Raw genomic sequence first — 26,344 nt, forward strand, 5'->3', positions numbered from 1 at the left:
ATACGGTAGATCGATGACTTCGACATCGACGTGGGGTCGATGGTGTGCGGAACACCCGCGCACCATCGACCTGGCACTGACGATCCTCGTGCTCCTTGCCACGTGGACGGCGCACCGCATCGCGCTCGATGGCAATGACACCCGCGAAGTAACAGTTGTGGGAGTCCTTGTAACAGCGATCGCAGCGGCAACCATCGTATTCCGGAGGCGCTACCCGTTCTCGGCGCTGGCGGTGGCAGTACTTCTCGGCGTATTGATGATTGCACTGTCAGCGCCGCCGAATGCCGGCACAGGTTCCGCGGCGATGGTGTGCCTCTACTACGTTGCCAGCACGAGTGACCGCCGGAGGACCTTCTTCGCAGCGGCGAGCACAGTCAGCTCGCTGATGCTCGTCACAATCTTCCTGGGAGTGGGGAACAATCTCCTGCAGGAGGCACTGGGGTTGTTGGCCTGGTTGCTGATGGCAAGTTTCGCCGGCGCCGAGGTCCGTTCTCGCCGAGCCTATCTGGAGTCCGTCGAGGCGCGCGCGGTGCAAGCGGAAAGAATGCGCGAGGACGAGGCCCGACACCGCGTCGTCGAAGAAAGGATGCGGATTGCGCGAGACCTGCACGACGTTGTCGCGCACCACATTGCCTTGGTCAACCTGCAAGTCGGGGTCGCGTCGCACTTGATCGGGAAAGACCCCGAGAAGGCGACGACTGCACTACGCGGAGTGGAGGAAACGTCCAAGGCGGCACTCGATGAAATTCGGGCCACGGTCGGAGTTCTCCGTGACGCTCAGGACGGTGATCGCTCGATGAAACCGGCACCGGGGCTTTCGGATCTACCGGCACTGGTGGATCAATTCGTTAGTGCGGGAATGGAAATCGAAGTGCGCGCAGTGGGTTCGCTGCGCCCTCTCGGGCCAGCAGTAGACCTCACGGCGTACCGAATTATCCAGGAAGCACTCGTGAATGCGAGCAAGCATGCGTTGCCAGGGGCCGTCTCCGTGTCGTTGTCGTACGAAGCCGAGGTTCTGGTGCTGTCGGTCGAAAACTCCGGAACGGCAGTGCCTTCGACGTCACCGCCCGGGTACGGACTGCTGGGAATGAAGGAGAGGGCACAGGCAATGGGAGGCGAGGTCTCAGCAGGATTCCGCGCGGACGGGGGATTTCGTGTGGACGCCCAACTGCCGCTGGTCTCGGTCTCCAGCGGTTCGGAGCGTGAGGAGTCGTGAGTATTCGGGTGGTAGTGGCAGACGATCAGGCGCTCTTCCGTCAAACGCTTGCGCTGCTAATCGGTTCGGAAGACGACATGGAGGTGGTCGCCGAGGCGGCAGACGGAGAGCAGGCATTCCAGGCGGCGCTCGAGCACCGGCCCGACGTTGTTCTGATGGACATTCGCATGCCGGGCACCAGCGGAGTCGAAGCGACCGCCATGATCGCCGATCATCCGGATTTGACCGACGTACACGTACTGATCCTGACGACCTTCGAAGTGGATGAACATGTGGCACAGGCGATCCGGGCGGGAGCGAGCGGCTTCATCGGCAAAGGAATCCGAGCTGAGGATCTACTCGATGCTGTTCGGACGGTCGCAGGTGGGAACTCTTTGTTGTCGCCGATTGCGACCAGTGCGTTGATTTCTCGATTCCTTTCCACTCCGTCGCGGGCCGACTCGACTTCCGGGATTTTCGGTCAATTGACACCACGCGAACTCGAAGTGGTCACCCTCGTTGCCCTCGGGATGTCCAACGACGAAATCGCCGCGGAATTGGTGATCAGCGCGGTCACGGCAAAAACCCATGTGAACCGGGCGATGACGAAACTGGATGTCCGCGACCGCGCGCAACTGGTGGTTCTCGCCTATCAATACGGTGTGGTGATTCCGGGACGCTCGGTGGATTGACTCGAGAAACTCTTGACTCGAACGAGTGTTCGAGTATTGTTTGGGGTGGGGATCGGGGGATTCAATGAGTGTTCTGTTGTCGGATGTGGTGTCTGGTTCTGCGGTGGGGTTGCGCGGACGCCTGTGGCGGTTGTCTGCTTCTGAGTTGCGTGCTGCTGCTATCGAGGCGAGTGCGGAGGTTCTGCGTCTCGAGGCTGTGCGTGTGGCGGTGGTGGACGAGTTGTCGTTGCGGCCGGATGATCAGGTGATTGCGAGCCGCGGGGTGGGTTGCTGGTTGGCGGCGAACACGATGCTGCAGGTTCGGGACGGGAAGAAGATCGCCGCCCTGGGTGCTGCGCTTCGGCCGTTTCCGGCGGTGGCGGCCCGATTCGATGACGGGGACTGCTCGTTCGATCATGCGGTGTTGATCGTGGCGTTCTGCGAGTCACCTCCGAAGGGGATGCCGGAGGAGGCGTTGCCTCGCTGTGTCGATTTGTTGTTGGCTGCTGCGTCGGGGGTGGAGGCGACGACCACGAAGGTGCGGAGTGTGATCGCGACTTTGGAGCGAGTGTTCGAGTCCGATGAGATTCCGCCCGCCGAGGATGTGGATCGGAATGAGTTGCGGATCGCGTCGACGTTGAATGGTCGGGTGGTGGTGCGCGGTGATTTCGATGCTCTCACCGGGGAAATGTTGTTGTCGGCGTTGTCGAATCTGACGATGCCGACCCCGGCACCGGATGGAACGCCGGATTCTCGGTCGGCGGCGAAGCGGACCGCGGATGGGTTCACCGAACTGATCCGCCGGTATCTGGACTGCGCGAAAACCGGTGTCGATGGGGGTCAGCGGCCGCACGTGAACGTGCACATCAACGCCCGTGATCTGGCGGAGCACCGGGACTGCGCCGGAACACCCGCTGCTCCTGATGGTGGAGCGGCTGTGCCGGATCTCGATGTCGGGCACATGCCCTGGCTGGGGCCGCTGTCGGTGTCGCAGACCAGGCTTCTCGGCTGCGACTGCTTCCTGTCCACTGTTCTGCTCGATGATCACGGCGCACCGCTCGATGCGAAACCCGGGAAACGGTTGGTCACCGCGGAGCAGCGAGTGGCGTTGATCGCCCGCGACAAAGGCTGCGCCTTCCCGGGCTGCACATGTGTGCCTGCGTGGACGGATGCGCATCATATCCGGCACTGGGCGAACGGTGGCCCGACCGTGATGAACAACCTTGTCCTGCTGTGCCGTTCACATCACCGGCTGATGCACCGAAAAACGGGTTTCGTCGGGAAGTGGGTAATCCGCATCGGCGTCGACAACAAACCCTGGTTCATCCCGCCGACCTCGATCGACCCGCAGCAGCACCCGCGACCGGCCAACACCACCTTCAAAACCTGAGGGGTTAAACCTCACACGCACCAGAACATGGCCAGGCCTGTCTCGGACCCGCTGCTCTGTGTCCGACCGATTGGTGGGAGGTGGAGTCGAATGGGTGCGTGCTTTCGGGGCGGCTCTACTTTCGGGCGCCCGTGTGGCCTGTCCCACTCAGTGGGTCATTCTTTCGTCGTCGCCAAGCCGGTTGTGCCAGGTCATTTGGACGTCTGACCTGCAGTGCAAAATCTTTCGTTAGAACACGTTCCAATTTCGCGGATTTGTGGCTATGGTCACAGAGATAGATGCGGGTGTGCGAATGAAAGGGTGAAGTGACGTGAAGACCAAGGGTGCAATCCTGTGGGGCCTCAATGAGAAGTGGTCCGTCGAGGAGATCGAGATCGGCGAGCCGGTGGCCGGCGAAGTTCAAATTCGCATGGAAGCGGCCGGAATGTGCCACTCCGATCACCACATCGTCACCGGCGCGACCCCGATGCCGTCGTTCCCGGTCATGGGCGGGCACGAGGGTTCGGGCGTCATCACCAAGCTCGGCCCGGAGGTCAAGGGACTGGAGGTCGGCGACCACGTCGTTCTGTCCTTCATTCCGGCTTGTGGAACCTGTCCGGCGTGTTCGGCCGGACATCAGAATCTTTGTGACCTCGGGATGGGCCTCCTCAGCGGCCAAGCCATCAGCGACGGCACGTACCGGATCCAGGCTCGCGGCGAAAACGTGATCCCGATGTGCCTGCTAGGGACGTTCTCGCCCTACATGGTCGTGAACCAGTCGTCAGTGGTGAAGATCGACAAGGACATTCCGTTTGAGGTTGCCGCACTCGTCGGTTGCGGCGTCCCGACCGGTTGGGGATCGGCAACCCACATCGCCGATGTGAAGCCCGGCGAAGACGTTGTGATCATGGGCGTCGGCGGCGTCGGTATCAGTGCGCTACAGGGTGCGGTTGCATCGGGCGCCCGGTACATCTTTGCCATCGACCCCGTGCCGTGGAAGCGTGAGCAGGCTCTGAAGTTCGGCGCAACGCACGCTTTCGAAAGCGCTGCCGCTGCCATTCAGCCGATCATCGACGCCACGTACGGACGCATGGCGCAGAAGACGATCATCACCGTTGGCGAAATGAAGGGTGAGTACGTCGAAGAAGCGATGATTCTGACGGCAAAGGCCGGTCGTTGTGTTGTCACTGCAATGGGGCACCTGACGGACATGGATGTGAAGCTGAACCTGTTCCTGATGTCGATGCTTCAGAAGGACCTTCAGGGCAACATTTTCGGCGGTGGCAACGCTCGTCAGGACGTGCCTAACCTCCTCGCGATGTACAAGGCAGGCAAGCTGAACCTCGACGACATGGTCACTCGGACCTACACGCTCGAAGGCGTGAACGACGGGTACCAGGACATGTTGGATGGCAAGAACATCCGCGGCGTCATCCGCTACACCGAAGCTGACTGGTGATCGAAAGCGCAACTCTTGTGCCAGTAGTCTGATCGGGTGCCCAGTACTCACAGTCTCGACGTAATCCAGCAGTGGCCGGTCGACAATGCGGCAGCGGTCGTCCTCTCCGGGAAGAATCCGGGTGAGGGCGACCGCATTCGTGGTTTCAGCGGCGACCAGTCGCATGTTTTCCCCCTTGCTTCGGTGACAAAACTGTTGTGCGCCTACGCGATTCTGGTGGCGGTGGAGGAAGGGGCGGTCGAGTTGGAGGGGCCGGCCGGGCCGGAGGGGTCGACCGTTCGTCACCTCCTCGCACATGCTTCCGGGTTGGCATTCGCCGAACGTGTTGTTCAGGCGCCGGTGGCGTCGAAGCGGATCTACTCGAGTGCGGGATTCGAGGTGCTTGCCGAGTTGGTTTCCCGGGAGACCGAGATCGAGTTTGCCGACTATCTTGCCGAGGCGGTGTTCGCGCCGTTGGGGATGACCAGCGCGGCTCTTGTCGGTCCTGCCGGTCACGGTGCGCAGGCGTCGGCAGACGACTTGGCCAAGTTCGCGGCTGAACTGCTCTCGCCGACCCTGATCTCGACGCAGACGTTCGCAGAGGCGACAACCGTGCAGTTCCCGGGGCTCAACGGAATTCTCCCGGGTTACGGCTCTCAGCGCCCCAACGACTGGGGACTCGGATTCGAAATTCGCGGCGACAAGCGTCCGCATTGGACAGGTCTCGAGAACTCGGCCGCAACCTTCGGTCATTTCGGCCAGTCCGGGACGTTCCTGTGGGTCGATCCCACGATCGATACTGCATGCATCGTGCTAACCGATCGCGACTTCGGTGATTGGGCCAAGCCTTTGTGGACTGAATTGTCAGATGGCGTAGTCGGTGAAGTTTCGAGATAGAGCACAAATTTCTCTCCTTCCACTGGCGCAACACGGGTAACACAAGGCACACTGTTCAATCGAGCGTGCTGCACGAACTCGACAGAGGTCGTTGGGGAAGACGTCCCTCGTCGAAGCAGGAGGCTCGAGTGCGCGAAATGAATCAATTCGCGGACGTGACGACTGGTGTGGTTTACATCCACTCGTCGCCCGCGGCGCTGTGCCCGCACGTGGATTGGGCTTTGTCCGCCACGTTGGACAGCCCTGCCAAGCTCAGATGGACCTCACAGCCTGCCTACGACGGGCTTCTGCGTGCGACGACGGACTGGACAGGTCCCGTCGGAACCTGTGCCCGCCTGGTCGATTCGCTACGCGCGTGGCCGATGTTGCGGTTCGAGGTCACGGAGGACCCGAGCCATGGCGTCGACGGCGAACGGTACAGCCATGTACCCGGTCTGGGCTTGTGGCGCGGATCCACCAGTGCGAACGGTGATGTCGTCGTTGGGGAGATGAAACTGCGGTCCATCATGAATTCCGGTGGAGACATCGCCGCGGAGATCGATCGGGCGATAGGCGCACCGTGGGACGAGGAACTCGAACCCTTCCGGAGTTCAGGCGAAGGTGCCGAAGTGACATGGCTGCGAAGGCGTGTCAGCTGACCGAGGTCCATCCTGAACCCTGAGTGCTCTCGCGGATTGAACGACAAAGACTTGAATGACAAAGGTGGGCCCCGCCGTATCGGCGAGGCCCACCTTGCTATCCGGGGTTGTCAGAGCGGAATGTTCTTGTGCCGCGCACGGACAGATGGCGCAGACGCGAGCGCAGCGGTGACGATGCTGCGAGTCTTCGCCGGGTCGATTTCCTCGTCGACGACGCCGATTTCGACAGCGCGGTCGACGCCGCCTGCGATCGCCTCGTGTTCGGCAGCGAGACGGTCGTGCAATGCTTCACGCTCGTCGTCCGGTGCCGCAGCGAGAGCCCGCTTGTGCAGGATGCCGACAGCAGCCTTCGCGCCCATCACGGCCACTTCGGAGTTGGGCCAAGCGAAAACGGCCGTGGCTCCCAGTGCTCGCGAGTTCATTGCGATGTATGCGCCGCCGTAGATCTTTCGAGTGACGACGGTGACGCGGGGGACAGTCGCCTCGGCGAAGGCGTGAAGTAACTTCGCGCCGCGCCGAACCACGCCCTCCCACTCCATCGACACGCCAGGCAGATACCCGGGAACATCGACGACGACTACGAGCGGCACGCCGAATGCGTTGCACAGTCGCACGAATCGAGCGGCCTTCTCTGCACTTTCGGAGTTCAGGCACCCCCCGAGTCGCAGTGGGTTGTTCGCGATGACGCCAACCGTGCGTCCGGCCATCCGGCCGAAACCGGTGACGATGCTCCGCGCGTAATTGCCTTGCAGTTCTTCGAAGCTCGACTCGCCTTCGACGTTGTCGAGCATTTCGTGAACGATGGGACGAACGTCGTATGCACGTTTTGCGGACGCAGGCATCATGGCGCGCAGATCGCTGTCGCCGAGTTCCGCTGCCCGCTGATCGAATTCGCCCTGCTCGCACATCATCGAGACCAGGCGGCGTGCGCGGTGCAATGCGTCGGCCTCGTCGTGTGCGGCGATGTGCGCGACACCCGACTTCTTGGTGTGTGTGTCCGGACCGCCGAGTGACACCATGTCGACCTGTTCACCGGTGACACTGCGAACTACGTCTGGGCCGGTGACGAACACTCGGCCTTCCGGCGCCATGATCACGACATCGGTGAGGGCTGGACCGTACGCGGCTCCACCAGCGGCAAAGCCGAGCACGACGGAAATTTGAGGTATGAGACCCGACGCACGGACCATGGCCTCGAAGACCAGTCCGACTGCGTGGAGTGCTTCGACGCCTTCAGCCAGACGCGCGCCACCGGAGTGCCAGAGACCCACGATGGGGGACTCTTCCTCGATGGCGGTATCGATGGCTTTGACGAGGTGTTTGCAACCGTCGACGCCCATTGCGCCGCCCATGACGGTGGCATCGGAGCAGTATGCGATGGTGCGGACGCCGTCGATGTTTCCGGACGCAGCGAGCACGCCGGACTTGTCACGGGCGTGGAGCGGCACTGTTGTGCCGGGGTCGAACAGATTTTCCAGGCGCGCAAGAGGATCGCGCGGGTCTGTCGATGATTCGGACTTTGTCACGGGGGCCAGGATGGTCATCGCGTCCTCCTTCAGTACGAGCCTTGGGTGGAACGAAAGGTCGGTGTTGTCCGCGGGTGACGTTGTGTTGCAACGACACCCGCGGACAGGTGCAAACCGCGGTTCGGGCTAGGCCCGACCGAAGGCGAGCGCGACATTGTGCCCACCGAAACCGAACGAGTTGTTCAGTGCGAAATCGAAAGAGCCGGTTCGGGGTTCACCCTTGACGACATCGAGATCGATTTCTGGATCCTGGCTGTCAACATTGAGCGTGGGCGGGATGATCCCGTCACGCACCGCCAGAACCGTGAGGACTGATTCGAGGGCGCCGACAGCGCCGATCGAGTGTCCCAGCGCGGATTTCGGGCCGTACACCGCAGCGTGATTGCCGACCGCTGCGTTGATTGCCTTTGCCTCTGCGATGTCACCGATCGGCGTCGCAGTGGCGTGGGCGTTGATGTGCTTGATGTCGGACTTCGTCAGTCCGGCCATCTCGATTGCTCGGGTCATGGCTCGCGCCGCGCCCAGGCCTTCCGGATGCGGTGCCACGATGTGGTACCCGTCCGAAGTGATTCCGGAACCGAGCAGGCGGGCATGAATGGTGGCCCCGCGTGCCTTTGCGTGTTCCTCGGTTTCGAGGATCATCAGTGCGCCGGCTTCGCCGAAGACAAATCCGTCACGGTCCTTGTCGAAAGGACGTGAAGCTGCGGCCGGATTGTCGTTGTTGGTGCTCATTGCACGCATCATGGCGAAGCTCGCGATCGGAACCGCGTCGATGAAGCTCTCGACTCCACCAGCCACAACCATGTCCGCGTCACCCATGACAAGCATGCGGTGAGCGTGAGCAATTGCCTCGGAACCTGACGAACATGCCGACACCGGGGTGATGACGCCGCCGCGGGCCCCGAGTTCGAGCCCGACCGTTGCGGCCGGTCCGTTGGGCATGACCATCTGCACCGAGAACGGGGACACCTTGCGGTATCCGCCGCCACGGAGCTTGTCGACGGCGTCGATGAGAGTGTCGCCGCCGCCGAGTCCGGTGCCGATGACAACCGCGAGGCGGTCCTGATCGACTTCGGGGCTGCCGGCGTTGCTCCAGACCGTGCGACTCAACGTGAGGGCAAGGCGTTCCACCCAGCTCATCCGTCGAATTTCGACGCGGGACAAGCCCTCGTCTGGTGAAACCTTCAGGTGCCCGCCGATGCGAATGGGAAGGTCGAACTCGTCGATGAACGGGTCATCGAGGATTCCGATGCCGCTTTCGCCGGCGAGTAGCGCCTTCCACGTGCCATCCACATCACCAGCCACCGAGGTCGACGTCGCGAGGCTCGTGACGACGATGTCGGGGAATTTCCCTTTGCGGGTAGAAGCGGAAGTCACGGTCGGCTCACTCTGCGTTCTTGGCTTCGGCGCCTTCGGCTTCGAGCTTCTGGATGTACGCGACGATGTCGCCGACGGTGCGCAGGCCTGCGAGATCCTCGTCGGGGACCTTCACGCCGTACTTGTCTTCGGTCTGAACAGCGATCTCGACCATGGACAGGGAGTCGATATCGAGGTCGTCCACGAAGGACTTGTCAACGGTGACCTCGGAAGGCTCGATACCGGTGACCTCCTCCACGATCTGGCCGAGTTCCGCGATGATTTCTTCCTGAGTGTGGGCCACTGGTGTGGCTCCCTTCTTGATCGATTGAGGTGGGGTGAAACGTCCGGCCGCCGTTCGGGCTGATCGGCCGGGTGGGCGTCCGAGCTAGGTCAGCTCGGACAGTGCGGAGATATCCTCCGGGTTCTTGAGGGCCACCGTCGGTGTGCCACGCATTTCGCGCTTGGCAATTCCGACGAGGGTTCCGGCCGGCGGGAGTTCCACGATCGCGCTGACTTCTGCTGTCCGCAACGACGCGGAGCAGAGGTCCCAACGAACGGGGCGGGTTACCTGCGCGGCAAGTTTGGTGAGGGCGTCGGCGCCCGAGGAGACGGGTGCGCCATCCGAGTTGGAAAGCAGCGTGCGCGTCGGATCGGACGGGGTGATCTTGGCGGCAGCAGCTGCGACGGCGTCCTGTGCAGGTGCCATGAAGCGGGTGTGGAAAGCGCCGGCGACGGGCAGTGCGCGGACTCGGGCCTTTTCGGGTGCGTTTGCTGCGAGTTCTTCGAGCGCGGTGAGCAGTCCGGCAGCCACGATCTGGCCGGCCGCATTGCGGTTGGCCGCTTCCAACCCGAGTTCTTCGAGTCGTGCGAGCACTTCGGCTTCGTCGCCACCGAGAACGGCTGACATGCCGGTGGGCTCGAGCGCACAAGCCTTGGCCATCTCGGCGCCGCGGAGGGCGGCAAGCGCGACCGCGTCGTCAGCGGAAATAACACCGGCGACCGCAGCAGCGGCAAGTTCACCCACTGAATGGCCGGCAGCGATGACGTCGGCGCCGAGGAGCCCACGTGATTCGATTTCCTCGTACGCCAGCAGAGCAGCGGCAACGACGAGGGGCTGGGTTACCGAGGTGTCGGTGATTTCTTCTGCAGTCGCGGTCGTGCCGAGTCGGACGAGGTCAAGGCCAGCCGCCTTCGACCACACTTCGAGGCGGTCTTGCGCTCCGGGCAGTGCCAGCCATGGGCTGAGCATGCCGGGTGTCTGAGAGCCCTGTCCCGGGGCGAGCAACGAAATCACTTATTAAGAGAACACCGCCGCGAGTGACCTGCGAGATGTCGGTCGCGATGAACTCTGGCGAAGTGTTTTGTAGGGTTCCCACAAAATCCCACGTCGCGCCCGGCCATCGAAATTGGACGCTCGGGGGTTACAGGTTTGTTTGTCCGGATGTTAAAGATGTGACTGAAGTAACCGAATTGTTCGATTTGAGATCGATTTGTGTCAATCGGCCCACGGTAGCGGCGATCCGTAGTACGTATGCGTCGCGTGGATTCGTAGGATCCCGGCCGGTAACTTCCGCGATTCGCTTCAAGCGGTACCGAACGGTATTTGGATGAACAAACAGAAGACGTGCACAAGTCTCAACCGCACCTCCACAGTCGAGATAACTGTCTAAAGTATCGGTCAAGACTGTGCCGGATTCCGCTAAAGGTGCGACCAGGAAATCGCGAAGAGCCTTTACGGCAGCGTCGTCTCCCAGTAGTGCCCGTTCCGGGAGCAGTTCAGTCGCGAAAACGGGACGAGGTGCGCCGCGCCACCCGGCGACGGCCTTGATTCCCGCGAGAGCTTCGGACGCACTGAAGTGTGCTGCGCTCAACGAGGGCGTTGTCGGGCCGATCACCACCGGCTCGTCGGCGAAACTCATGAGCAGGTCTTGAAGGAATTGGCTGCCTTCCGTCTTACTGCTCAGCTCGCCGCTGACGATCATCACCAGTCGCGGACCCTGCACCACGGCGAGAACAGCGCGCCCGTGCGCGGCGGCAGTCGCGTGGACGGTGCCGGCAACCGAGACCCGCTCGTCCGGCGGGGGAGACCCGACGATGACGGTGGCCGGAGCGGTGGCGTCCCAGTTCAAGGTGGCTGCGCGGGAGAGCATGTCCGAGCCGGTGTCTCCCTGCACGACGGCGTCGACGACGAGCGCTTCCAGTCGCGTGTCCAGGGCACCCCGCGACTCGGCGGCGCTTGCGTACACCGTCGCTGCTGCGAAACCGAGTTCACGCCCGTAGCGCAGGACGGCTTCTGTCAGCGCGATCAGCTGCTGATCGTTGCGGGCGAGAGCGGGCAGCCATTTCTCGAAGAATTCCATCGCCACCCGGACCATGTCGACGGTCTGGCGCAGCGTGAGCTGTCGAGCAAGATCCTGAGGGATGACCGGAAACGACTCGTATCCGAAGCTGATCTCCGAGTCGAGTTGCCGCAGCCATTCCAGGAAATTCACCACCGACGTCTGCACCAAGAGTTGAACGTCGGCACGTTGCGACGCGTCGAGACTGTCGAAGAACGGAAGCTGCTCCTCCATCACGGTCACGGCCTCGGTGGAGAGCCGACCGGAGAACTGTTTGACGCGGCGGAGCAAGGCTTCTGGAAGTGGATCGCGAACCTGACGACGGCGGGCGAGTACAGCCTGCAACCCGGACGACTGTGGTCGAGTGCGGCGTACGCCCTCTTCGGGTTTCTCGGGATCAGGTTCGGGCATGAGAAAAACCTACGCCCATCGCCGCAGCGGATGTCGAGATGACACCCGCGGCGATGGGCGTAGGTCTGTTTTCGATCGCTGGGACTGTTGCCCTACGACTTAGGCGCTACCGGTGTCCCCGGTCTGCTCGGGAGCAGCATTCACGTCGTCGATGCGGTATCGGCTCGCTGCTTCGACGGCCTTCGACCGCTCGATCGATCCTTCCTTCGCCAAACCGATCAGCACGGCAACGACGATGGACTCGGCATCGACGTTGAAGTAGCGACGCGCTGCAGTGCGTGTGTCGGAGAACCCGAACCCGTCCGTGCCGAGCGTGGTGTAGTCGCCGGGAACCCACTGACGGATCTGATCCGAGACCGCCCGCATCCAGTCCGAAGCCGCGACGACAGGGCCTTGGGCCGAGGACAACGCCGTGGTGACGAAAGGAACCGGAGCATCCTCGGACGGATTGAGCAGCGCTTGACGTTCGCATTCGACGCCTTCGCGGCGCAGCTCACCCCAGGACGTGACCGACCAGACGTCGGCCGAGACGCCCCATTCGTCGGCGAGCAGCTTCTGCGCACGCAGACCCTCGGGCATCGCGACACCGGAGACGAGGATCTGTGCCTTCGGGCCGGCTGCTTCGGACGTCTTGTAGAGGTAGATGCCCTTGAGCAAGCCCTCGACGTCGAGACCTTCGGGCTCGGCCGGCTGAACGTACGGCTCGTTGTAGATGGTCAGGTAGTAGAAGATGTTCTCGCCACCGAAACCGTCGACGCCCTCGGTGCCGCCGTACATGCGGCGCAAGCCGTCCTTGACGATGTGCGCCAACTCGTACGAGAACGCGGCGTCGTAGGTGACAGCGGCGGGGTTGGTGGATGCCAGGAGCAGCGAGTGTCCGTCGGCGTGCTGGAGACCTTCACCGGTCAGAGTGGTACGACCGGCGGTGGCGCCGAGAACAAATCCCCGAGCCATCTGGTCGGCAGCCGCCCACAGGCCGTCGCCGGTGCGCTGGAAACCGAACATCGAGTAGAAGATGTACAGCGGAATCATCGGTTCACCGTGGGTGGCGTAGGACGTGCCGACTGCGGTGAACGATGCCGTCGAACCGGCCTCGTTGATGCCCTCGTGCAGGATCTGGCCGATCGGGCTCTCCTTGTAGGCGAGCATGAGTTCGGCGTCGACGGAGGTGTAGAGCTGTCCGTTGCGGTTGTAGATCTTCAGCGACGGGAACCACGAGTCCATACCGAACGTACGGGCCTCGTCCGGAATGATCGGCACGATCCGCTTGCCGATCTCCTTGTCGCGCAACAGTTCCTTGAGGATGCGCACGATCGCCATGGTGGTGGCGACTTCCTGCTTGCCCGAGCCCTTGCGGATGACGTCGTACGTCTTGTCCTCGGGGAGCTTGAGCGGAGCAGCGTCGGTGTTGCGGGAAGGCAGGAACCCGCCGAGTGCTTTACGACGGTCGAGCATGTACTTGATCTCGGGAGCGTCCGCGCCCGGGTGGTAGTACGGAGGCAGGTACGGATCCTTCTCGAGCTCGGCATCCGAGATCGGGATGTGCTGCATGTCGCGGAACGCCTTGAGATCGTCCAGCGTCAGCTTCTTCATCTGGTGTGTGGCGTTGCGGCCCTCGAAGTGCTTACCGAGGGTGTAGCCCTTGATGGTGTGCGCCAGGATGACCGTCGGCTGGCCCTTGTGTGCCATGGCCGCTGCGTAGGCGGCGTGGACCTTGCGGTAGTCGTGGCCACCGCGCTTGAGGTTCCAGATTTCCTGGTCTGTGAGGTCCTTGACCAGTTCCTTGGTGCGGGGGTCACGTCCGAAGAAGTGATCGCGTACGAACGCGCCGTCGTTGGCCTTGTACGTCTGGTAGTCACCGTCCGGCGTCACGTTCATCAGGTTGACGAGTGCGCCGTCGCGATCGGCGTGCAGCAGCGCATCCCACTCGCGACCCCAGACGACCTTGATGACGTTCCAGCCGGCACCGCGGAAGAACGATTCCAGTTCCTGGATGATCTTTCCGTTGCCGCGGACCGGGCCGTCGAGGCGTTGGAGGTTGCAGTTCACGACGAACGTGAGGTTGTCGAGGCCTTCGGTTGCCGCGACGTGAGCGAGGCCGCGTGATTCGGGCTCGTCCATTTCGCCGTCGCCGAGGAATGCCCACACGTGCTGATCGGTGGTGTCCTTGATGCCGCGGTCGTTGAGGTAGTGGTTGAACCGGGCCTGGTAGATGGCGTTCATCGGGCCGAGGCCCATCGAGACCGTCGGGAACTCCCAGAAGTCGGGAAGCAGCCGCGGGTGCGGGTAGGACGGCAGTGCTCCGCCGAAGTCGGCGTGGGACTTCTCCTGGCGGAATCCGTCGAGCTGTTCCGCGGGGATGCGGCCCTCGAGGAAGGCGCGTGCGTAGATGCCGGGGGAGGCGTGACCCTGGATGAAGATGTGGTCGCCACCGCCCGGGTGGTCCTTGCCGCGGAAGAAGTGGTTGAAGCCGACTTCGTACAACGCTGCCGAGGATGCGTAGGTGGAGATGTGACCGCCGACGCCGACGCCCGGTCGCTGGGCGCGGTGGACCATGATCGCGGCGTTCCAACGGATCCAGGCGCGATAGCGGCGCTCGACCTCTTCGTCGCCGGGGAACCACGGCTCGTTTTCGGTCGGAATCGTGTTGACGTAGTCGGTCGAGGTGAGCGCGGGGAGTGCGACGTGCTTCTCACCGGCGCGTTCGAGCATGCGGAGCATGAGGTAGCGGGCACGCGTGGGTCCGGATCGATCCAGAAGTCCGTCGAATGATTCGAGCCATTCGGTGGTCTCGTCCGGATCGATGTCCGGCAGGTACGACGCAACACCTTCGCGAATGACGCGAACGCGACCGTCGGTTCCCCCCGGCGTATTCGACGCGGGCGAACCCGACTCGCCGGCGGCGCCGGAATCGGCGTTCTGCCCGGACGCGGGACCCTGGATCAGGTCAGACAACGTGTGCTCCTCATTGGTTTGGGGACGCGTGGTGGGGCGTCCTTACATAGGTGATCGAGGCCTTGTTAGGTCCGACGCACTTCCATCGTGAATATGGCGCGTACCTCATCTTTCACCATCCCGGTCGGTCCGGCACACCTCGCCTCTGGTTACTCTCGGGTAGCGTTTTTCGGCGTGACGCAGGGGTGTGATGGTTCCCCGTAGTCACAGGCTTGGGGGATCGATCGGAACGTATGAAGGGGTGGGAAAAAATAAACAAAGAAATCAATTACGGCAGGGTCGGGGCGTGGGTCTCGGTCGGATCGATCGCAGTGGGACTGTCGGTGATCGTGGGATGTTCGGCGGCGGTGACCGGATCGGCAGTACCCAATGAAGCGCACGTGGCTGCATACCAATCCGAGGTGAGTATTTCGATGGCCGCCGCGTCCTCGTCGAAAGCGGCGGCAGATGCGGCAGAGGCAGCTTTCGCGATCTGTGAGGAAGCGGTCTCTCGATCGAAAAACGACGTGGTCGCGTTCAATGCCTACGTCGACGCCGGAAATCATGGTGAGACCGACCTGAGAGCCGAAGCAAGCGCTGCTGCTTCGTCGGCCAGGGACACCGCCTCGTGGTTCGACTCGGTCGCGAGTGAACTTCCAGCGCAACTTTCCGGACTGTTCGACGAATTGGCTGCGAACCTACGTTCATCTGCAGTCGTGATCGAGAGTGATCATTCGGCGGATGAAATCAATTCGATCAGCGATACGAGCAATTCGATTCGCAAGTCGATCTTCGATGAATGTGGATCCCTGTGACCTGCGGTAATCCGCAGGCGTAAGGTTCGCCGTGTGTCAGAAGACGATCTTTGGTGAAAGTTTTCGGCGTGGTCGGCTTGCGCTAACGCCTCAGACCATGTTCGCTTTCCCTAATTGATCGTCAAACGGTAGGTGTGCGGGGTCGCCACACACCATCAACAAAAGGAGGACCCCACCGTGGTCGCCGCGGCGGATGCCCAGAACTACGCTCAGAAACTCGGGATTACCACTGACATGGTGGTGCAGGAACTGGGCTGGGATGAGGATACCGACGACGGCATTCGTGCCGCGGTTGAGGAAACCATCGGCGGGGAAATGCTCGACGAGGATTCCGACGAGGTCATCGACGTTGTGCTGCTGTGGTGGCGCGACGAGGACGGTGACCTGGTGGATGCCTTGATGGATGCCATCGGGCCCCTCGCCGACGAAGGCTTCGTGTGGGTTCTCACTCCCAAGACCGGTCTCGACGGACATGTCGAGCCCAGCGAGATCGCCGAATCGGCGCCGACTGCCGGCTTGACGCAGACATCGGCAGCCAACCTCGGTGACTGGTCGGGAAGTCGACTGGTTCAGCCGAAGGCTCGTCCGGCCAACAAGCGCTGACCCGGCCCTTTCCGCACTTTCCCAAGGAATTGCACATGCCTCTCGAAGTTGGTGCCCAGGCACCGGATTTCACCTTGAAGGACCAGAACAACCAGGAAGTCTCGCTCGCAGATTTCCGCGGTAAGAAGAATGTTCTGCTGGTCTTCTATCCGTTGGCCTTCACCGGGACTTGTCAGGGGGAACTCTGCAAGGTCCGTGACGAGCTTCCGAAGTTCGAGAACGACGACACTGCCATTCTCGCGATTTCTGTCGGTGCTTCGCCGACTCACAAGATCTGGTCGGCTGAGCAGGGATACACATTTCCCTTGCTGTCGGACTTCTGGCCGCACGGTGAAGTCGCTCAGAAGTACGAGGTGTTCAACGACAAGTTGGGCTTCGCGAATCGTGGCACCTTTGTCATCGACAAAGACGGAGTCATTCGTTTTGCCGAGATGAACGGCCCCGGAGAAGCCCGTGACCACGGACTTTGGGCAAACGCGCTTGCCGCGCTAGAGTCTTAGAGCACTCCCGGTGAGGGTCTCACCGGGAGTTCGGGCGTGTAGCTCAGTGGTAGAGCTCTGGTTTTACACACCAGCGGTCGGGGGTTCGAAACCCTCCGCGCCCACCGAAGAATTCAAACCCCGATCTGCATGTCGACGCAGATCGGGGTTTTTCATTTTCGGCAACGAATTGTCCGCAATACGCCATTCTGGACGCATGTCCAGTTCTGTGATCGAAGTAGCCGTCGACCCGACGCGCGTGCATCCCACCCGTCCGCACATACATATCGCCGAGATGCCCAGTCTCAGTGTTGCGTTGTTCCCGGGGCAGACGATCCGGGTTCGTTCCCAAAGCGACGCACTGGCGACCGGGATTGCCCGAGTCTGGGAAATCAACCGAATGCACCGCTTGATCTACCTGACGATCGACTGGGACGGATAGAGCTCAGCTCGGGCAGACATGTGACGGTTGGCCAGAGAACGAGCGTCGCTGCTACAACTACGCTCGTGCAGATTTCGGTTCGTTCGTCCCAATCTCGATTCAATGCGCGAGCTGCCGGGCTTCTCCTCGGCTTCGTTGCGGATCGGGCATTCGCCGATCCGGGGCGGTTCCATCCGGTTGCCGGCTTCGGAACCGCGGCTATCGCGCTGCAGAAGATGTCCTACCGGGACTCGCGCGCGGCCGGAACACTTCATGTTGCCGTGCTCTTGGCCGGCACCGCAGGACTTGGCCTCACAGCCGAAGCAGCGTCGCGCCGGGCCGGTTGGGTGGCCGTCACGGGTACGACGGCGATAGCTACCTGGGCCGTGCTCGGCGGAACGTCGCTTGCACGCACCGGCATCGACATGGCCGCTCGATTGGAGGCGTCACAGGTCGACGGCGACCTGACGACAGCGCGTGAGCTACTTCCTTCACTCTGCGGACGCGATCCCTCGGTGCTGGGCGAGGAGGGCCTCACGCGTGCAGCGCTCGAGTCGGTTGCCGAGAACACCTCGGATGCAACCGTCGGCGCAGTGTTCTGGGGTGCAATTGCGGGCGTGCCAGGTCTGTTCGTCTACCGCGCTGCCAACACACTCGACGCGATGATCGGCTACCGCTCCGAGAAGTACCTCAGATTCGGGTGGGCTGCGGCGAGGTTCGACGACCTGGTCAACATCGTCCCGGCTCGGCTGACCGGTGCGCTGACGGCTGCGTGTGCCCCGGTGGTGGGCGGCTCGGTTCAGGAATCACTGGCAGCGTGGAAACGCGACGCAGCGGCTCATCCAAGCCCCAATGCGGGCGTCGCGGAAGCGTCGGCGGCAGGGGCGTTGGGCATTTCGTTGGGTGGTCGGACCGAGTACGCGCACGGGGTGGAGATGCGTCCCGTCCTCGGCCGCGGGCCTGTGCCGACGCCGAATGATCTGCGCCGCGCGGCGAGGCTTTCGTCGGCGGTGCAGATCAGTGCAGCTGTGGTGTCAGCGGGTATTTCAGCGGGTATTGCCGTATCGATCGGCAAGTTTGGCTTCCTGCGCCGTGAGCGGCACTGATTCCGGCTCCGGCTTCTTGCGACGGCTGAAGGTACGAGCCGGTTCGGCGGGGGGTGCGGCAGGCGCGGACACTGCCGCTTCCGGGGTCGTCTCGGCAGCGGCGTCGTCGGCTGCGAAGCCGTCCACAGCTGCTTGAGCTGCCTTTTCCTTGCGACGTTCGCGCCACTCGGCGCGAATGAAGTAAGCCAGACCGAGCGGCGCCATGATGCCGAACGCCAGCCATTGGAACCCGTAAGAGAGGTAGGGGCCCGCGTCGAGTTGGGGGAGCGGGATCGTGCCGAGACCGCCGGGCTGGTCGGGTTCGAGTTGGATGTACGCGTCGATCAGGTCCGTTCCGATGAACTCGCCGATCGGCTGTGCGTCGATGGAGTAGACCTGCTTCGCGCCGTCCTCGAACATCGGAACTCGGCCGGGAGCGGTGCCTTCCGACAGGCGCACGCGGCCGTTGAGAGTGACCGGATCGGTCGGCGGCGCAGCGATGGGCGGTGCCTCGGCGCCGTTGATCGGCCGAACGTATCCGCGATTGACGAGGATCGTGCGGCCGTCGTCCAGGCGGAAAGGCGTCAGGATCTCGTACGACGGCGCGCCCTCGATGGACTGCAGGCGGACGAGGATATCGGCGTCGGGCAGATAGGTACCTGCCGCGGTGATGTTTCGCCATTCGTCGTCCGGTGCGATCGTCGAATCGGCGATGACATCACCGATCGGCACGGTCTCCGCGTTGATCGAGTTCGAGATCAGATCATTGCGGTGCTCGGTCTTCGTGTTCTTGCCGAGCTGCCACGGAGCGAGCACGGTGAAGCACAGGTAGGCGAAGAGCCCGACCACAGCTGCCAGTACCAACCAACCGGGCCGCAACAGGAATTTCAGTCTTCGCACACGTCCACGGTATCCGTTGCCCGAACGGGAGTGAATTTTGCTCCGGGTTCAGGCTCGCTCGCGGATCCAGTCGAGTATGTCGGGAATGGCCGCTTCGATCTGGTCTCGAACCAGTTCGAAGTCCTCCTGATCCCCGTAGTACGGGTCCGGAACCGATTCTCCGTCCGCCTCGGGGTCGAACGATCGCAGTAGGCGCCGACGCTCGGTGGGCACGCCGAGATGAGCAAGCTCACGTTCGTGCCCGGTGTCGAGGGCGACGACAAGATCGGCGGCGAGATGATCTGCATTGACCCGCGCGGCGCTGTGGCCCGTCGGATATCCGGCCGCTCGGAGCACGACGTTGGTCCGCTCGTCGGCCTCGCTACCGGTGTGAAACCCCTCGGTACCGGCGCTGCTGACACGCACCCGGTCGGCTAGGCCTTCACGGCCCAGATGCGCGAGCAAGATCTTTTCGGCCATTGGTGACCGGCAGATATTGCCGGTGCACACAAACGTCACATGGAGTGGTTCAGTCACACGGAGTGGTTCAGAGGCGGCCATCGAGAAGTCCTCCCAGTTCGGATGCCGACGATACGGAGCGAAACGCTTGGCGCGCTTCCTCGGCGGAACCGTAGCCCCATTCGACGACGACGGTGGGGATGCCGTACTTCGCGGCGCCGAGCACGTCGTGATCACGATCGCCGATCATGAGCACGTCGGGGGTTCCGCCGTCGGCGGCGAGGACGGGAGTGATCCCGAGTGAAGTCAGCGAGTGCGCGATCACATCGGGTTTCGCCCGACGAGTTCCGTCGTCGCTTGCGCCGCCGATGAACTCGAAGTGCTCGGCCAGGCCGAAATGCTCGAGGATGCGAATGGCGAATCGCTCCGACTTCGAGGTGGCGACGGCCAGTCGGGTGCCGCTCGCGCGAGCCTTACCCAGGACGACGTCCATGCCCTCGTACACCGAGTTCTCCTGCCACCCGGTCGCGTCGTAACGCTCGATGTACGCGGCGATCGCCCGATCCACGTCCGCCGGGGCCATACCGAGTGACCTGAAGGTATCGACCATCGGCGGGCCGATCACCGATGCCAACATCGCTTCCGTCGGCTCCGGATGGCCGACAGTTGCCAACGCATGTCGGAAGCCGCCGTGAATGCCGGGAGCGGAATCGGTGATGGTTCCGTCCAGATCGAACAGAACTACAGGAAAACGGTCGAGGGGTGGTGTCGTCACGGCATTCATTGTCCCGGACGGCAGGGGTGATGTCCGCGCACGGTGCTCGACCGTAGGCTGACCGGGTGAGTACCGGAACGGTTGACCTGGAGAGCTTGCGACATCACGGCGATGTCGAAGTGGAGCCCGGGTTACTCGATTTTGCCGTCAACGTTCAAGGCTCCGGCCCACCGGAGTGGTTGCGGGATCGGCTGGCCGCAGGGCTGTCGACGCTCGGTTCGTACCCGTCCGCTGCAGCGGAACTGAAAGCCCGCGAAACCGTCGCGCAGCGGCACGGGCGCCGGCCCGAAGAGGTGTTGTTGCTCTCGGGTGGTGCCGAGGGATTCGCGATGCTGCCGCGCCTGGGCTCTCGTTCGGCAGCGCTGATCCATCCGTCCTTCACCGAGCCGGAACTGGCGCTGCGAGAGGCCGGTGTACCGGTGACGCAGGTGATTCTGGAGCCGCCTTTCGAGCTTCGGGCCGCGCAGGTACCAGAATCCGCGGACCTCGTCGTTCTGGGCAATCCGACCAATCCGACGTCCGTGCTTCACCCCAAGGCCGATGTGTTGGAGTTGCGTCGGCCGGGCCGGATCCTGGTGGTGGACGAGGCATTCGGCGACGCGATCCCCGGCGAAGCGGAGAGCATCGCAGGTGTCGAGTCGGCGGATGTACTGGTGCTTCGGAGCCTGACCAAGACGTGGGCACTCGCCGGATTGCGGTGTGGGTACGCGATCGGCTCTCCGGATCTTCTCGCTCGACTGGCTCACGGCCGAGCCCACTGGCCATTGGGCAGTCTGCAGATCGAGGCCATCACGGCCTGCTGCGAACCGTTCGCGGTCGAGCAGTCGAGGATCAAAGCCGAATCGATTGCCGCAGACCGCCAAGACATGTCCCGGCGACTGACCGAGATCGGGATTGCCGTGCACGAACCCGCTGCGGGGCCGTTCGTGCTCGTCGACGTCCGCGACGGCGCCTCGATGCGAGAGCACCTGCGTGCCTGCGGTATCGCCGTCCGCCGGTGCGACACCTTTCCCGGACTCGGGCCCGATCAGTTGCGCGTTGCCGTCCGTCCAGCCGAGCAGGTCTCGGTACTGATCGAAGCGATGAAGGAGATCTTGTGAGCGGCCCAATTCTTGCGGACGTCATAGCCGTGCTGGAATCTGCTTATCCGCCCGCCCTGGCGGAATCGTGGGATTCGGTCGGTCTGGTCTGCGGCGATCCTGCGGACGCGGTGACGAGAGTGGTTTTCGCGGTGGATCCGACCGAGGCAGTGGTCGACGACGCCATCGCCTCCGGTGCCGACCTTCTGGTCGTTCACCATCCACTTCTGCTGCGTGGGGTGGACACCGTCGGTGCTCACACACCCAAAGGTGCGTTGGTCCACAAGCTCATCAAGGCGGGGTGCGCACTGTTCTCGGCGCACACCAATGCGGACTCCGCCGACCCTGGAGTGTCCGACGCGTTGGCGCAGGCTCTGGGCCTGACCGTGCTGCGCCCGATCGAACCCAAGCCGACGCAGCCGCTCGACAAGTGGGTCGTCATGGTTCCGGTGGAGAATGCATCGGCCGTGCAGGATGCACTTTTCGAGGCCGGGGCTGGGCGGATCGGCGACTACAGCCAGTGCAGTTGGACGGTCACCGGTACGGGTCAGTTCTTGCCAGCCGACGGTGCGAATCCGACGATCGGGACTGTCGGCGCTGTGGAGCAGGTTCGCGAGGATCGTGTGGAAGTGATTGCCCCACGCGGAAAGCGAAGTGCGGTGCTGGGCGCATTGCGTGCCGCCCACCCGTACGAGGAACCAGCCTTCGATGTCTTCGAACTCGCAGCGTTCCCCAGTTCGCTCGGTCTGGGGCGGGTGGGTGAGCTCGAGCACCCCGAAACATTGCGAGAGTTCACGGCGCGAGTGGCGCGCTCACTGCCCTCGACCGAGTGGGGTGTTCGCGCTGCCGGAGATCCGGACGCGACCGTTCGTACCGTGGCGGTGTGCGGCGGTTCCGGCGACTCGTATCTGGACGTGGTGGCGGCGCTGGGCGCCGACGTCTACGTCACTGCGGACCTACGGCATCATCCCGCGGACGAGCATCTTCGTGCCGGTGGCCCGGCACTGGTCGACGTCGCCCATTGGGCTAGTGAATACCCGTGGTGTGCGCAGGCGAAATCGGTGCTCGACGCCGCGTTTGCCGACAATCCGGGGTGGGAAAGCCGGGTTTCGACAATTCGCACCGATCCGTGGTGTTTGAGTGCGCATTAGTGCAGCGCTCTGCAAGGTACGGTTGCACGAACAATTCAAGAGCAGTTCTTCGAGAGCCGTCCTTCGCGAGCACTGCCGACATCGGACTTACAGCAGGAGTTATACAGCGTGAACGTCGAACCACAGGTGCAATCCAAGCTTCTCGACCTCGCCGGGGTGGATGCTGAGCTCACTCGGATCACCCACCGACGCGGAGCGCTTCCCGAGCAGAAGGAAGTCGAACGTCTCGAGGCCGAGCGAATCAGCCGTAAAGATGCGTCCGTAGCCGTCGAAATCCAGATCGACGACATCGATCGCGACATCCGCAAGCTCGAAGGCGAGGTCGACGCGGTTCGTCAGCGCGAGGATCGTGACCGCACTCTGTTGCAGAGTGGGTCGGTCGGGGCGAAGCAGCTCACCGAACTCGAACACGAACTCGGCAGCCTGGTCAGGCGTCAGGGGCTCCTCGAGGACGAGTTGCTCGAAGTGATGGAGCAGCGTGAGGCGTTGCAGGCCGATCACGATCACGCCGGTGCCCAGCTGTCCCAGGCCGAAGAAGAGCTGATCGACGCCAAGCGTCGCCGCGACGACGCCGTCGCCGATCTGGACAAGGCGCAAGAGCGTTGCGCCGCCGATCGTGAACGACTTGTCGGTGAATTCCCCGCCGATTTCCTTGCTGTCTACGAGAAGCAGCGCACCCTGGGCGGACCGGGCGCGGCGCTTCTGCAGGCACGCCGATGTGGCGCTTGCCGGATCGAGATCGACCGCGGCGAGATCTCCCGAATCGCCGCGACACCGGCCGACGTCGTCGTTCGTTGCCCAGAGTGCAATGCAATCATGGTGCGTACCAAGGAGTCCGGTCTGTGACTCCCACGCAGGTCATCGTCGAGGCCGACGGTGGATCACGCGGCAACCCCGGCCCGGCCGGCTACGGCGCCGTGGTCTTCGACTCCACCCGCTCGGTGTTGGCTGAACGCAAGGAAAGCATCGGAATTGCGACCAACAACGTCGCCGAGTACCGCGGGCTGATCGCAGGGTTGGCCGCTGCCGGTGAACTCGGAGCGTCGACGGTCGACGTCCGTATGGACTCCAAGCTGGTCGTCGAGCAGATGTCCGGGCGCTGGAAGGTCAAGCACCCGGACATGATTCCGCTGCAGCGACGCGCAGCCGAGTTGGCGACGCAGTTCTCGCGAGTGACCTACACGTGGATTCCGCGCGGCGAGAATTCTCATGCCGATCGTCTTGCCAACGAGGCGATGGACGCTGCTGCCGGCATCGAAACCGCGGCCCCCGCACCAGCTGCACCCGCCGCGCCGTCAGAAGAGACGTCGGAACCGCAGATCGCCGGCTCTCCGGGATGGATCGCCACCACCGGCAAGCCGACACGAATGTTGTTGCTACGTCACGGACAGACAGCGATGTCGGTCGATCGCCGCTACTCCGGACGCGGCAATCCTGAGCTCACGGAATTGGGCCGCGCGCAGGCCGCCGGCGCGGCTGCACGCTTCGGGAACCGCGGCGGTATCGACGCCATCGTCTGCTCACCCCTCGGCAGAACCCGTGAGACGGCAGAGGCATCGGCCCGCGTGCTCGGTCTTCCCGTCGTCGAGCACAAAGGTTTGATCGAAACCGATTTCGGCGACTGGGACGGACTCACCTTCCGCGAGGCAGCCGAGCGCGATCCGGACCTGCATCGCGAATGGCTCTCGGACACTTCTGTGCGCCCACCCGGCGGCGAGAGTTTCGACGAGGTACGAGAACGAGTCGTCGCCGCGCGTGACGACCTGATCTCGACCTACGGCGGCGCGACGCTGTTGGTCGTTTCTCACGTCACCCCGATCAAGACGTTGGTGCAGCTGGCCCTCGATGCCGGGCCGTCGTTGCTGTACCGGTTGCATCTGGATCTGGCGTCGCTGAGTATCACCGAGTTCTATCCAGACGGGGGAGCCTCGGTCCGGTTGGTCAACGACACGTCACATCTTCGCTGAAAATGCCCCGACTGCTGATCAGCCGTTGATCAGATCACCAACCACAGGGCACTCACGGCGGCGAGCAGCGTCAGTGGCGTCGTGATGACCCCGAGCAGAGTGAACGTCGCCAGCGTGGGCGGTGCGCCCGCGCTGGTGGCAACTCGTCGCCAGAGCATTGTCGCGAGAGAGCCCACGTAGGTGAGGTTGGGGCCGAGGTTGACGCCGATCAACATCGCGAGCACCAGGCCTGGAGGTGCTCCCGTCCCGAGCGCCGCGATCATCAGCAAGGTTGCCGGCAGGTTATTGACGAGGTTGGACGCGAGCGCAGCGACCACGGCGACGAATAGCAGTGATCCGTAGCTGGTGTCGCCGGGCAGGATCTGCGCAATCCATTCTCCCACCGGCCCGTTCGCGACTCCGGCGACGATGATCCCGAGAACCAGGACGAACGCGCAGAACCAGAGGTCGGCAGCGTAGAGCATCTTGGCGGCGGTCGTACGGTGCCGAGCCAGAGCGATCGCTCCCAGAACACTCGCACCCACCACAGCGATCCAGGCGGGTTCGATCCCGAAGAAACCCGAAACCGCGAAACCGACCAGCGTCAGTCCGATCACCACCAGCGGCAGACTCGGCGCAGGCGAGGAAGTTTTGCTTGCCGGTGGCTCTGTGTTTTCCGAGCGGACGAGTTCGGATCGGAAGAACAGTCGGAAGATCAGATATTCGACAGCGATCGTCACGACCCACGGCAACGCCATCAACGCGGTGAAGTGCAAGAACGTCAAACCTGTTGCAGCAAAAGCGATGAGGTTGGTCAGGTTCGACACCGGCAGGAGCGTCGACGCCGAGTTCGACAGGTGCGCACTGGCATACGAATGGGGCCGCGGACTTGCTCCGATGGATCGTGCGGCCGCGATCACTGCGGGTGTCAGAAGTACGACGGTGGCGTCGAGGCTCAGGACCGCCGTGGTCAGGGCAGCCGCGCCGAATACGTAAATCAGCAACCGGTGCGGATCGGCGAGGGATTTTTGCTGCAGGATCTGGCTGACCCAGTGAAAGACGCCGAGAGCGTCCGCGGCATGAGCGAGAACCAGCACGGCAACCAGGAAGACGACGGTGGGTGCCATGCTCGTCAGTTCTTCGCGGGCTTCGTCGAGAGTGACGACACCGGTCAGGAGAACGACGACAGCTGCCGGCCCGGCGATGACGATCTCGGGAAGCCCACGTGGACGCACTATCGCGAAGACGAGGACGACGGCGACGAGCAGGATCGGTAGAAGAGTCACGCGTTGGTGCTCCGTGTCGGGGCGAGCGTCATTTGAGCAGTTTGTAGAGCGTGTTCAGGTTTCGGGTTGTGGTGAACGCCTTGAACTTCGGTTTTCCGGTGTTCCGGCCGAACGCGCTCTTGACGGTCTGCCCCTTCTCGACCTCCCAGTACAGGACTCCGTCGCCGGCCACCACGCGTTCGACCGAGGCATCGAGTTGCGCTGCCGCAGCACTCAATTCCTCGAGGATTTCCGGCTCGGAGGCAACCATCGCGTAAGCATGCCAACCCTCGCGTTCTCGGTCGAACGGGTAGTTGTCCACGATCGCTTGCAGTGTCGGAATGTCGAGGACGAATACCCAAGCCTCGTAGCCGAACTCGCGGGCGAGGGCGGATTCGATCTGTTTCTTCAGCGACGAGATGTCGGTGCTCGGACTGTCGAACAGAACGTTGCCCGAGGCCAGGACGGTTTTCACGCCTTGGAATCCGAGGTCGCCGAAGACTCTCGCGAGGTCCGCCATCTTGATGTTGATGCCGCCCACGTTGATACCGCGTAGCAGGGCCACGTACCGAGTCATAAGGTGACCATAGTGCCGGCCACCGACAGGCGC

At 63.0% G+C, this 26,344-nt stretch carries 26 protein-coding genes and 1 tRNA gene; 16 read left to right on the top strand and 11 right to left on the bottom strand.

From position 1 onward, the window contains the following. Positions 1-13 precede the first annotated feature (13 nt). The 6 genes from H351_RS14640 (at position 14) to H351_RS14665 (ending at position 6,208) form a co-directional block, all read left to right on the top strand. The gene (locus tag H351_RS14640; RefSeq protein WP_029255622.1) at positions 14-1,216 is read left to right on the top strand and encodes a sensor histidine kinase; all 1,203 of its coding nucleotides are present in this window, start codon (positions 14-16) and stop codon (positions 1,214-1,216) included. Beyond that, entirely contained in the window at positions 1,213-1,887 is a 675-nt protein-coding gene (locus tag H351_RS14645) for a response regulator transcription factor (RefSeq protein ID WP_029255621.1), read from the top strand. The genes H351_RS14640 and H351_RS14645 overlap by 4 nt, the downstream gene beginning before the upstream one ends. Positions 1,888-1,951: 64 nt before the next feature. Further along, on the top strand, positions 1,952-3,256 hold the full coding sequence (locus H351_RS14650; protein WP_029255620.1) for an HNH endonuclease signature motif containing protein: 1,305 nt from the start codon (positions 1,952-1,954) through the stop codon (positions 3,254-3,256). Positions 3,257-3,566: 310 nt separating this feature from the next. After that, positions 3,567-4,694: an NDMA-dependent alcohol dehydrogenase gene (locus tag H351_RS14655; RefSeq protein WP_019748970.1), complete on the top strand. Its 1,128-nt coding sequence runs from the start codon at positions 3,567-3,569 to the stop codon at positions 4,692-4,694. A gap of 36 nt (positions 4,695-4,730) precedes the next feature. After that, the gene (locus H351_RS14660; protein WP_029255619.1) at positions 4,731-5,570 is read left to right on the top strand and encodes a serine hydrolase domain-containing protein; all 840 of its coding nucleotides are present in this window, start codon (positions 4,731-4,733) and stop codon (positions 5,568-5,570) included. Between the two features lie 128 nt (positions 5,571-5,698). Next, a complete protein-coding gene (locus H351_RS14665; protein ID WP_003941617.1) occupies positions 5,699-6,208 on the top strand; it encodes a DUF3145 domain-containing protein in 510 nt (169 codons plus the stop codon). A 110-nt stretch (positions 6,209-6,318) separates the two neighbouring features. Here the strand turns inward: H351_RS14665 and H351_RS14670 are convergent, their stop codons facing one another. The 6 genes from H351_RS14670 to aceE all read right to left on the bottom strand — a co-directional run bounded on the left by H351_RS14670 (position 6,319) and on the right by aceE (position 14,798). Continuing rightward, a complete protein-coding gene (locus H351_RS14670; protein WP_003941597.1) occupies positions 6,319-7,752 on the bottom strand; it encodes an acyl-CoA carboxylase subunit beta in 1,434 nt (477 codons plus the stop codon). Between the two features lie 108 nt (positions 7,753-7,860). Continuing rightward, entirely contained in the window at positions 7,861-9,111 is a 1,251-nt protein-coding gene (locus tag H351_RS14675; protein WP_003941591.1) for a KasA/KasB family beta-ketoacyl-ACP synthase, read from the bottom strand. Positions 9,112-9,118: 7 nt separating this feature from the next. Next, a complete protein-coding gene (gene acpM / locus H351_RS14680) occupies positions 9,119-9,394 on the bottom strand; it encodes a meromycolate extension acyl carrier protein AcpM (RefSeq protein ID WP_003941649.1) in 276 nt (91 codons plus the stop codon). Positions 9,395-9,478: 84 nt separating this feature from the next. Then, the gene (locus tag H351_RS14685) at positions 9,479-10,387 is read right to left on the bottom strand and encodes an ACP S-malonyltransferase (protein WP_020908154.1); all 909 of its coding nucleotides are present in this window, start codon (positions 10,385-10,387) and stop codon (positions 9,479-9,481) included. 127 nt (positions 10,388-10,514) lie between these two features. Further along, the gene (locus tag H351_RS14690; RefSeq protein WP_019748966.1) at positions 10,515-11,843 is read right to left on the bottom strand and encodes a PucR family transcriptional regulator; all 1,329 of its coding nucleotides are present in this window, start codon (positions 11,841-11,843) and stop codon (positions 10,515-10,517) included. A 99-nt stretch (positions 11,844-11,942) separates the two neighbouring features. Next, on the bottom strand, positions 11,943-14,798 hold the full coding sequence (aceE, locus tag H351_RS14695) for a pyruvate dehydrogenase (acetyl-transferring), homodimeric type (RefSeq protein ID WP_007735476.1): 2,856 nt from the start codon (positions 14,796-14,798) through the stop codon (positions 11,943-11,945). Between the two features lie 233 nt (positions 14,799-15,031). Between aceE and H351_RS32540 the strand changes: the two genes are divergently transcribed. The 6 genes from H351_RS32540 to H351_RS14725 all read left to right on the top strand — a co-directional run bounded on the left by H351_RS32540 (position 15,032) and on the right by H351_RS14725 (position 18,201). After that, positions 15,032-15,592 (top strand): hypothetical protein, encoded by a 561-nt coding sequence (locus H351_RS32540; protein ID WP_020969928.1) that lies wholly within the window; start codon positions 15,032-15,034, stop codon positions 15,590-15,592. A gap of 177 nt (positions 15,593-15,769) precedes the next feature. Then, positions 15,770-16,195: a DUF3052 domain-containing protein gene (locus H351_RS14705; protein WP_003941575.1), complete on the top strand. Its 426-nt coding sequence runs from the start codon at positions 15,770-15,772 to the stop codon at positions 16,193-16,195. Between the two features lie 35 nt (positions 16,196-16,230). Continuing rightward, a complete protein-coding gene (locus H351_RS14710; RefSeq protein ID WP_019748962.1) occupies positions 16,231-16,695 on the top strand; it encodes a peroxiredoxin in 465 nt (154 codons plus the stop codon). 32 nt (positions 16,696-16,727) lie between these two features. Beyond that, a tRNA-Val gene (locus H351_RS14715) sits at positions 16,728-16,799 on the top strand. A gap of 92 nt (positions 16,800-16,891) precedes the next feature. Continuing rightward, positions 16,892-17,116, top strand: a complete 225-nt coding sequence (locus H351_RS14720; protein ID WP_003941648.1) for a hypothetical protein — start codon at positions 16,892-16,894, stop codon at positions 17,114-17,116. 65 nt (positions 17,117-17,181) lie between these two features. After that, complete coding sequence (locus H351_RS14725) at positions 17,182-18,201, top strand: cobalamin biosynthesis protein (protein ID WP_020908150.1); 1,020 nt, start codon at positions 17,182-17,184, stop codon at positions 18,199-18,201. On the opposite strand, the gene H351_RS14730 is transcribed toward H351_RS14725, so the two are convergent. The 3 genes from H351_RS14730 to H351_RS14740 are packed head-to-tail and all read right to left on the bottom strand — an operon-like array spanning position 18,142 to position 20,302. Next, positions 18,142-19,080: an SURF1 family cytochrome oxidase biogenesis protein gene (locus tag H351_RS14730; RefSeq protein ID WP_020969922.1), complete on the bottom strand. Its 939-nt coding sequence runs from the start codon at positions 19,078-19,080 to the stop codon at positions 18,142-18,144. The genes H351_RS14725 and H351_RS14730 overlap by 60 nt on opposite strands. Before the next feature lie 48 nt (positions 19,081-19,128). Beyond that, positions 19,129-19,620 (bottom strand): low molecular weight protein-tyrosine-phosphatase, encoded by a 492-nt coding sequence (locus H351_RS14735; RefSeq protein ID WP_029255616.1) that lies wholly within the window; start codon positions 19,618-19,620, stop codon positions 19,129-19,131. Continuing rightward, entirely contained in the window at positions 19,607-20,302 is a 696-nt protein-coding gene (locus H351_RS14740) for an HAD hydrolase-like protein (RefSeq protein WP_021334192.1), read from the bottom strand. The genes H351_RS14735 and H351_RS14740 overlap by 14 nt, the downstream gene beginning before the upstream one ends. A gap of 56 nt (positions 20,303-20,358) precedes the next feature. On the opposite strand from H351_RS14740, the gene cobC reads away from it, so the two are divergent. The 4 genes from cobC (at position 20,359) to H351_RS14760 (ending at position 24,490) form a co-directional block, all read left to right on the top strand. Next, complete coding sequence (cobC, locus tag H351_RS14745; protein WP_029255615.1) at positions 20,359-21,393, top strand: Rv2231c family histidinol phosphate aminotransferase CobC; 1,035 nt, start codon at positions 20,359-20,361, stop codon at positions 21,391-21,393. Beyond that, positions 21,390-22,523 carry a Nif3-like dinuclear metal center hexameric protein gene (locus H351_RS14750; RefSeq protein WP_019748956.1) on the top strand — a complete coding sequence of 378 codons (1,134 nt, stop codon included), beginning with the start codon at positions 21,390-21,392 and terminating at the stop codon, positions 22,521-22,523. Before cobC ends, H351_RS14750 begins: the two co-directional genes overlap by 4 nt. A 108-nt stretch (positions 22,524-22,631) precedes the next feature. After that, positions 22,632-23,369, top strand: a complete 738-nt coding sequence (locus H351_RS14755) for a zinc ribbon domain-containing protein (RefSeq protein ID WP_020908144.1) — start codon at positions 22,632-22,634, stop codon at positions 23,367-23,369. Next, on the top strand, positions 23,366-24,490 hold the full coding sequence (locus tag H351_RS14760) for a bifunctional RNase H/acid phosphatase (RefSeq protein WP_020969918.1): 1,125 nt from the start codon (positions 23,366-23,368) through the stop codon (positions 24,488-24,490). The genes H351_RS14755 and H351_RS14760 overlap by 4 nt, the downstream gene beginning before the upstream one ends. Before the next feature lie 29 nt (positions 24,491-24,519). On the opposite strand, the gene H351_RS14765 is transcribed toward H351_RS14760, so the two are convergent. Further along, positions 24,520-25,755 (bottom strand): SLC13 family permease, encoded by a 1,236-nt coding sequence (locus tag H351_RS14765; protein WP_029255614.1) that lies wholly within the window; start codon positions 25,753-25,755, stop codon positions 24,520-24,522. A gap of 28 nt (positions 25,756-25,783) precedes the next feature. Further along, the gene (locus tag H351_RS14770) at positions 25,784-26,311 is read right to left on the bottom strand and encodes a DUF1697 domain-containing protein (protein ID WP_019748952.1); all 528 of its coding nucleotides are present in this window, start codon (positions 26,309-26,311) and stop codon (positions 25,784-25,786) included. Positions 26,312-26,344 lie beyond the last annotated feature (33 nt).

The sequence above is a fragment of the Rhodococcus erythropolis R138 genome (genome assembly GCF_000696675.2).
GTDB lineage: Bacteria > Actinomycetota > Actinomycetes > Mycobacteriales > Mycobacteriaceae > Rhodococcus_F > Rhodococcus_F erythropolis.

Bases quoted from the DNA above. Each gene is read 5' to 3' on its own strand.
- H351_RS14720 (WP_003941648.1), top strand. From the start codon at position 16,892: ATGTCCAGTTCTGTGATCGAAGTAGCCGTCGACCCGACGCGCGTGCAT.
- H351_RS14770 (WP_019748952.1), bottom strand. From the start codon at position 26,311: ATGACTCGGTACGTGGCCCTGCTACGCGGTATCAACGTGGGCGGCATC.
- H351_RS14735 (WP_029255616.1), bottom strand. From the start codon at position 19,620: ATGGCCGCCTCTGAACCACTCCGTGTGACTGAACCACTCCATGTGACG.
- H351_RS14740 (WP_021334192.1), bottom strand. From the start codon at position 20,302: ATGAATGCCGTGACGACACCACCCCTCGACCGTTTTCCTGTAGTTCTG.
- H351_RS32540 (WP_020969928.1), top strand. From the start codon at position 15,032: ATGAAGGGGTGGGAAAAAATAAACAAAGAAATCAATTACGGCAGGGTC.
- H351_RS14650 (WP_029255620.1), top strand. From the start codon at position 1,952: ATGAGTGTTCTGTTGTCGGATGTGGTGTCTGGTTCTGCGGTGGGGTTG.
- H351_RS14670 (WP_003941597.1), bottom strand. From the start codon at position 7,752: ATGACCATCCTGGCCCCCGTGACAAAGTCCGAATCATCGACAGACCCG.
- H351_RS14640 (WP_029255622.1), top strand. From the start codon at position 14: ATGACTTCGACATCGACGTGGGGTCGATGGTGTGCGGAACACCCGCGC.
- H351_RS14690 (WP_019748966.1), bottom strand. From the start codon at position 11,843: ATGCCCGAACCTGATCCCGAGAAACCCGAAGAGGGCGTACGCCGCACT.
- H351_RS14710 (WP_019748962.1), top strand. From the start codon at position 16,231: ATGCCTCTCGAAGTTGGTGCCCAGGCACCGGATTTCACCTTGAAGGAC.